General features: G+C 58.7%; 7 protein-coding genes and 1 pseudogene. 1 reads left to right on the forward strand and 7 read right to left on the reverse strand.

Going from position 1 to position 7,533, the window contains the following annotated elements; all coding sequences use genetic code 11:
• Positions 1–240, reverse strand: a pseudogene (locus ACRXB1_RS25550) (hypothetical protein); the annotation flags it as partial.
• A gap of 406 nt (positions 241–646) precedes the next feature.
• On the opposite strand from ACRXB1_RS25550, the gene ACRXB1_RS25555 reads away from it, so the two are divergent.
• Positions 647–973, forward strand: coding sequence for a DUF1840 domain-containing protein (locus ACRXB1_RS25555; RefSeq protein ID WP_061998286.1), 327 nt, complete (start codon positions 647–649; stop codon positions 971–973).
• Between the two features lie 99 nt (positions 974–1,072).
• On the opposite strand, the gene ACRXB1_RS25560 is transcribed toward ACRXB1_RS25555, so the two are convergent.
• The 6 genes from ACRXB1_RS25560 to ACRXB1_RS25585 all read right to left on the reverse strand — a co-directional run.
• Positions 1,073–1,279, reverse strand: coding sequence for a hypothetical protein (locus ACRXB1_RS25560; RefSeq protein ID WP_062168780.1), 207 nt, complete (start codon positions 1,277–1,279; stop codon positions 1,073–1,075).
• 137 nt (positions 1,280–1,416) lie between these two features.
• Positions 1,417–4,134 carry a methionine synthase gene (gene metH / locus ACRXB1_RS25565; protein WP_062168782.1) on the reverse strand — a complete coding sequence of 906 codons (2,718 nt, stop codon included), beginning with the start codon at positions 4,132–4,134 and terminating at the stop codon, positions 1,417–1,419.
• Between the two features lie 47 nt (positions 4,135–4,181).
• Complete coding sequence (locus ACRXB1_RS25570; RefSeq protein ID WP_449493623.1) at positions 4,182–5,249, reverse strand: homocysteine S-methyltransferase family protein; 1,068 nt, start codon at positions 5,247–5,249, stop codon at positions 4,182–4,184.
• Positions 5,250–5,424: 175 nt separating this feature from the next.
• Positions 5,425–5,682 (reverse strand): BTH_I0359 family protein, encoded by a 258-nt coding sequence (locus tag ACRXB1_RS25575; RefSeq protein ID WP_056358215.1) that lies wholly within the window; start codon positions 5,680–5,682, stop codon positions 5,425–5,427.
• A gap of 119 nt (positions 5,683–5,801) precedes the next feature.
• Positions 5,802–6,590, reverse strand: coding sequence for an alpha/beta fold hydrolase (locus ACRXB1_RS25580; protein WP_449493624.1), 789 nt, complete (start codon positions 6,588–6,590; stop codon positions 5,802–5,804).
• Positions 6,591–6,742: 152 nt separating this feature from the next.
• A partial coding sequence (locus tag ACRXB1_RS25585) for a DUF3108 domain-containing protein (protein WP_449493625.1) occupies positions 6,743–7,533 on the reverse strand: 791 nt, incomplete at its 5' end.

A 7,533-nucleotide genomic window follows, 5' to 3' on the forward strand; every position in this document is an offset into this window, starting at 1 on the left:
CGCCTGTACGACCTGCTTGACTGCATCGGTCAGCAGCGTTTCGAGGATAAGTTTTTGTGCGGGCAGCATGCTGATTCTTGATCCGGTGATGTGTTTGTTCGTTTCCGCGCGCGGGTAATTTTCGATCACAGTTGCCGGCGTAACGAAATTCGCTTCCGATGCGCCTTGCGACGCCTGTACGACCTGCTTGACTGCATCGGTCAGCAGCGTTTCGAGGATAAGTTTTTGTGCGGGCAGCATGCTGATTCTTGATCCGGTGATGTGTTTGTTCGTTTCCGCGCGCGGGTAATTTTCGATCCACGCGCGGGTAAAAAGCGCGACAAACAGAGGTCGGGCAGTCGGTCGGGACTGCCTCGCGCGCATGCGCATGTTCGCGTCTGGAGGCATGGCTGCAGCCGTTCCCGGCGGTAGCGACAGACCAGCGGTTTGCTATCCGGCGCAACATTTGCTCAGCTAATTCGGGATTTTAGCAGGTGCTAATATGTCGAATCAGGGTCAAGCCGGGGAAAAGATTCAGGAGTTGGAACAATGCGCTGGCGCTGTGGACTGATTGGCCGGACGTCGCCGCGCACTCGCTGAATCGCCCATTACATTGCCAGACATTTAGCCGAACAACAGGCCAACAACAAAAGGAAGGGACCTTGCCATGCTGATCACATTCAAAACCAGCGCTGCACCCGACGTGCAGATGCTCGATAACCTCGCTGACTATTTACTGGGCATCGTAGGAAAACGGCTGGGAGAGCGCGGCGTCATCACGCACGAGGAATTGCCGGCCTGCATCCAGAAACTGGAAGCGGCGGTCGCCACCGACAAACAGGAACGCGCCGAACACGACGGCCATTTCCACGAAGGCGAAGCCGGCCACGAGCCGCATGAAATCCCCGTGGGCCTGTCGCAACGGGCGTATCCGTTCCTCGACATGATGCGTCTCGCGCATCAGGCGAACGGCGACATCCTTTGGGGCGTTTGACTTCGGCCAGCGTTCGAGCGGCATGAGTATTAAGGCAGCACATAAAAAACCCCGCAACTGCGGGGTTTTTTGTTCATATCAATGCCTGTTGCTGACTGCTTACTGTGACGCCGGCATAGCCATGCCCTTCTTCATCTTTGGCTTGCGGGGCTTTTTCTTGTGCTCGGTGACTGGCGGCGAGTAGCTCGACGCAGTGCTGGAACTCGCGCCCATACCAGGCTTTGGGGCCTGCGCAAAAGCGGCCGGACTCAACGATGTACACAGCACCGCGACCGCAACAGCGAGGACAGGCGTCAGCTTGATCATTTTCGACTTTCTCCGAGACGTTTAAGAGTGCGTGACCGCCGCCATGACGGTCCTGCGCACGGTTCCAGTGTAAGGAAATCCAAAATAACCGTAACTGTCTTCGCCAAAATTGCGCGTTTGTAATTCCCGGTATAAGGCTAGAGCAACGGAGCGAGGGCGCGCTCGGCGTCGTTCTTCGATAACGCCATGCGCTGCGCGAAGCTTTCCACCTGGTCGTCCGCGATCTTGCCGACCGAAAAGTACGTACTTTCCGGATGTGCGATGTAAAAACCCGACACGCTCGCCGCCGGCAGCATGGCAAGCGACTCGGTCACCGTCATGCCGATCTCGTTTGCCTGCAGGACGTCGAACATGTCCTGCTTGACCAGATGGTCCGGGCACGCCGGATAGCCCGGCGCCGGCCGGATCCCGCGATATTTTTCATCGATCATGGCAGCGTTGTCGAGCGTTTCGCCGGCCGCGTAGCCCCACAATTCACGACGCACCCGCGCGTGCAGCGCCTCGGCGAAGGCTTCAGCGAAGCGGTCGGCCAGCGCCTTGAGCATGATGGCGCTGTAGTCGTCGTTATCGGCCTCGAACTGCTTTTCCTTTTTCTCGACGCCCAGGCCCGCCGTCACCGCAAACATGCCGATGTAGTCCTTCACGCCTGATTCCTTCGGCGCGATGAAATCCGCTAGCGACCGGTTCGCGCGCTGCACGCCGTCCACGATCGGACGCACGGTTTGCTGACGCAGATTGCGCCACGTCATGGCGACTTGCGTGCGGGTATCGTCGGTATAGATTTCGATGTCGTCGTCGTTCACCGTGTTCGCCGGCAGCAGCATGACCACGCCGTTCGCCTGCAGCCAGCGGCCCTGGATGATGCGCGAGAGCATGGACTTGCCATCGGAGAAAACGCGCCGGGCAGATTCGCCCACGATCTCATCGTTCAGGATCGCTGGATACGGTCCGGCCAGATCCCAGGTCTGGAAGAACGGCGCCCAGTCGATGTAGTTCGCCAGCTCCGCCAGATCGTAGTTCTTGAAGACGCGCCGCCCGATGAACGTGGGTTTCTTCGGCTCGTAACTTGCCCAGTCGATCTTCGTCTTGTTCGCGCGTGCTTCGGCGTAGGTCACCATAGGCGTGGCCTTGCGGTTCGCATGCTGCGTGCGGATGCGCTCGTAGTCCGTCTTCAGGTCGACGAGATACTTGGTCGCGCCCTCATCGGAAAGCAGGCTTGACGCCACCGATACCGAACGCGACGCATCCGGAACATAAACCACGGGGCCATCGTAATGCGGCGCGATCTTCACGGCCGTGTGCACGCGCGAAGTCGTCGCGCCGCCGATCAGCAGCGGCGTTTGCTTGCCGCGGAAATAGTCGTCGCGCTGCATTTCGGACGCAACGTAAGCCATCTCTTCGAGACTCGGCGTAATCAATCCCGACAAGCCGATGATGTCCGCGCCTTCCTCCTTGGCTTTCGCCAGGATGGTCGCGCAGGGCACCATCACGCCCATGTTGACCACTTCGAAGTTGTTGCACTGGAGCACGACGGAGACGATGTTCTTGCCGATATCGTGCACGTCGCCCTTGACGGTCGCGATCACGATCTTGCCCTTCGGCCGCACGTCCTCGCCGGCATCGGCCATGCGCTTCTTTTCTTCCTCGATGTACGGAATCAAATGCGCCACGGCCTGCTTCATCACGCGCGCCGACTTGACCACTTGCGGCAGGAACATCTTGCCCGCGCCGAAGAGGTCGCCGACGACATTCATGCCGTCCATCAACGGCCCTTCGATCACGTTGATCGGACGTCCGCCCGCAGCTTCGATGCGCTGACGAACTTCCTCCGTATCTTCCACGATGAAGTTGGTGATGCCATGAACGAGCGCGTGAGCGAGGCGTTTATCGACGGGCTGATTGCGCCATTCCAGGTTCTCTTCTTTCTTCGCGGCGCCGGTTTTGAATTTGTCGGCGATTTCGAGCAGGCGATCCGTTCCGTCTTCACGACGATTCAACACTACGTCTTCCACGCGTTCGCGCAGTTCGGGATCGAGATCCGCATACACGCCGAGCTGCCCCGCGTTCACGATGCCCATGTCCATGCCGGCCTGGATTGCGTGATACAGGAACACGGTATGAATGGCTTCGCGCACTGGATCGTTGCCGCGAAACGAGAATGACACGTTCGATACACCGCCGCTGATCTTGGCGAACGGCAGGTTTTCCTTGATCCAGCGCGTGGCGTTGATGAAGTCGACGGCGTAGTTGTTGTGCTCTTCAATACCCGTTGCGATCGCGAAGATGTTCGGGTCGAAGATGATGTCTTCAGGCGGAAAGCCGACTTCGTTCACGAGGAAATCGTACGAGCGCTTGCAGATCTGCGTCTTGCGTTCGTAGGTATCGGCCTGGCCGTCTTCGTCGAAGGCCATGACGACGGCTGCGGCGCCGTATCGGCGGATCAGTGTGGCGTGATGGCGGAAGGCTTCTTCGCCTTCCTTGAGCGAGATCGAGTTCACGATCGCCTTGCCCTGCACGCACTTCAATCCTGCTTCGATCACCTCCCATTTCGACGAGTCGATCATGATCGGCACGCGCGAGATGTCCGGCTCGGACGCGATCAGGTTCAGGAAGCGCACCATGGCCGCCTTCGAATCAAGCATGGCTTCGTCCATGTTGATGTCGATGATCTGCGCGCCGTTCTCGACCTGTTGCCGCGCGACGGCGAGCGCCTCGTCGAACTGGTTGTTGAGGATCATGCGTGAGAACGCCTTCGATCCCGTCACGTTGGTCCGCTCACCCACGTTGATGAAGAGCGAACCGTCGGTGACGTTGAACGGCTCGAGGCCGGAAAGGCGCATGGTGTGATCGGTCATGGTGTCCCTGAACGTTGCTTTATTGCTTCGCTGATTGCGTTGTCTTTTCAGGCGGCTTCACGATAATGCGACGGCCACTTCCTCGGCTTGACATCGGCGAGCGCCTTCGCGATTTCCGCGATATGTTCCGGCGTCGTTCCGCAGCATCCGCCAGCCAGGTTCACCAGTCCCGCCTGAGCAAACTCCTTCAGCAGGTTCGACGTCACGTCCGGGGTTTCATCGAAACCGGTATCGCTCATCGGGTTGGGCAACCCCGCGTTCGGATAGCAGGACACGTACGTATCGCAAAGCTTCGCCAGTTCCGCGATGTACGGCCTCATCAGCGCCGCGCCCAATGCGCAGTTCAAACCAAACGTCAACGGCCGCGCATGGCGCAGCGAATTCCAGAACGCCTCGACCGTCTGGCCCGACAAGATCCGTCCGGAAGCGTCGGTGACCGTGCCGGAAATCATGATAGGCAAGAGCTCGCCCGTGTCTTCAAACAACTGATCGAGCGCAAAAAGTGCCGCCTTTGCGTTCAACGTGTCAAAAATCGTTTCAACGAGGAACAGGTCGCAGCCCGCGTCCATCAGCGCCTTGGCCTGCGCGTAATAGGCCTCGCGCAGTTCGTCGAAGGTGACGTTGCGCGCGGCCGGGTCATTCACGTCCGGCGAAATGCTCGCGGTCTTGGGCGTCGGTCCGATCGCGCCGGCGACAAAGCGCGGCTTGTCCGGGGTCGAAAATGCGTCGCATGCTTCGCGCGCCAGCTTCGCCGATTGCGCGTTCATCTCGTCGGCAAGCGACTCCATGCCATAGTCGGCCTGGGCCACGGTCGTTGCGCCAAACGTGTTCGTCTCGACGATGTCCGCGCCCGCAGCCAGATACTGGTCATGAATCTCGCGAATCACATGCGGCTGCGTGATCGACAACAATTCGTTGTTGCCCTTGATGTCACGGTCATAGTCCGCGAACCGTTCTCCGCGATACGCCGCTTCGTCGAGCTTGTAGCGCTGGATCATGGTGCCCATCGCGCCGTCGAGGATAAGAATGCGCTGCTGCAAGAGCGCAGGCAAAACGGCGCCGCGCGTGTAGGGGCGGCGTTCGGCGGCGGATTTCGGGGCGGGGGACGGATTCATGATGGACATGGCTCCAAACAGGCTTAAATAGCCCGACATTGTATCTGTAGTAGGGCACAAACGCTTTTTAACGGCCTTTTCTTCAAACGCGCAGCGAACAAAAAACCCCGCCATTTGCATGGCGGGGTTTTCAGGGGTGTCGCGGGTGTTCTTGCTGCGCAGTCGGGGCGCTACGTTAGTGAAGGATCACCGGCTGGTTCATCAATATGTCGAATTGGCCGAGAAATTCATCGACGTCTTCAAGCGATTGCTCTTCCTGCATCAACTTCTGAACATGCTCGCGGAATCGTGCGGCAAGCGCTCCGTCGATAAAGATTTCGCGCTGCATGGTCTTGTCCACGATCTCGTAACCCCCCGCCTTCATGGCGAGATGATTGTCCTGCGGCGGGAACTCGACTACGCAATAGTTGGGGCTGTTGTAAATCATCTGCATGGCGACACTCCTTATTCCTGTTTGCCCGTAAGGCGTTTCTGCGTCTTACATTGAGCGTTTGGGTTGGAATTCAAGGGGTGGCCTCGACGTTGATTCCGAAAGCCCATCGAGGACCTTTGTTAGACATTCTCCCGCAAAAATGTTTCCAGAAGAGCCACGAAACGCTGTGTTTCTTCTACCGGGGACAGATGTGCCGCGTCAAGTATTTCAAATTTTGCACCGGGTATTGAATCCGCCACCACTTTGGACTGCGCCGACGGTAAATCAACATCATGTCCACCTGCAACAACGAGCGTGGGCGCACTAATCGACGCCACTCGCCCTCGCAGATCGAAATCCCTGATGGCTTCGGCCACTTTGGCGAAACCTTCAACGGACGTCCGTGCAACCATTTCGCCAACATGTTCGACCACTTCAGGATGCGCTTTTCTGAACCGTTCTGTCAGTACGCTTTGTACCGTAGCTTCCACGATACTCGACGTGCCGTTTTGCCGCACGTTCGCTGCACGCTTGTCGAAATCCGGCTTCATCTCGCTCGTCGTGAAAACCGGAGCGCCTGCAACGGTCAGCGTGTTCACCTTGTCCGCATGGTCGACTGCGAACTGCTGCGCAATCATCCCGCCTGCCGACAGCCCGACCAGATGCGTCGATGTCACGCCCAGCTTGCTCAACAGCTCGGCAAGATGACCGGAAAGTGCTTCGATGCTCAATGGTTCCGTGGGCGCGGCGCTTTCACCATGTCCGGGAAGATCGTAACGCAGTACCGTGTAGTCATCGCGGAAGTAACCCGCGATCTGGTCCCATACCGATAAATCGCCTGAAAGATGATGGGCCAGGGTCAGCCATGGACCACCACCTTCGTTGCTCACAACATAACGCGTGTCGATACCGTTAATCGTCACATGCATACTCGCTCCGTTGGAATGCGGGTTCAGTTCGGGATCGAACCTTGGTTGCACAACCGCGCGCCTGGAGTCGTCTGCATACCTTCTTAACGGATGCTTCCGTTGCAATCTTTAACCGTTTGCATGCGTTGTGACTGCATGAAACATGCTGCGGGTCAGGGCTTGTCGGGCTCGGGCGCGCCGGGTGTTACATCAGGAGTCGCATCCGCCGTGCCCGCACCCGGCGTGGACGAAGGCGGCTGGAGCTTGCCGCGCCAAAGCAGTTCGATCTGCAAGCCGTTGGGCTCGGTTTGCACGATACGAACCGGCAGCCATCCAATCGATGGCGCAAGCCAGATGTCGAGACGACGACGGTCGTTGTCGCGTCTTGCGAGACGCGTGAAATGACGCGCCTGTACGTTGCCGTCGCGGGCTTGCACGTTTTCGTCGCCGACGGTTTCTATCGGCCAGAGCTCGTTGCTGTCGTTGTCCGCGACGCTGAACTGGCGCACGACGCCGGGTTTATAGGTATCGGGTGAGCCGCGTACGAGGCTCGCAAGTTGCATCACGACGCTGAAACGATCCTGCGCGCCGTCGACAAGCGGCTGGCTGTTCGGCGTGCGCGTGTAGACGAGTTGTTTCGTGCTGCGATCGAAGACGGTGATGTCGGCGGCGCGGCGGCCGCGTTGTTCCGAGTATTGCTCGGGTGCGATGCCGAAGCTGTCGATATGACCCTTGCTCGAATACACGAACGGTCCGACGAACGGCAATGGAATCGATACGACCATCTCGTAGTGTTGCGCCGAATTGATCCAGTGGATCGTGCCGGTCTGGTTCATGACGCCGTTGATCAACGTGTCGTAGCGGAGGTCGCCGGTGGGCGGGACGTCGAATTTATCGCCGGAAGCGGCTGGTTTTGCAGCCGCGGCCGATGCCGCTTGCGCGGCTGCTGTATCGCTGGCGGCTA

Source organism: Caballeronia sp. M23-90 (assembly GCF_053574605.1).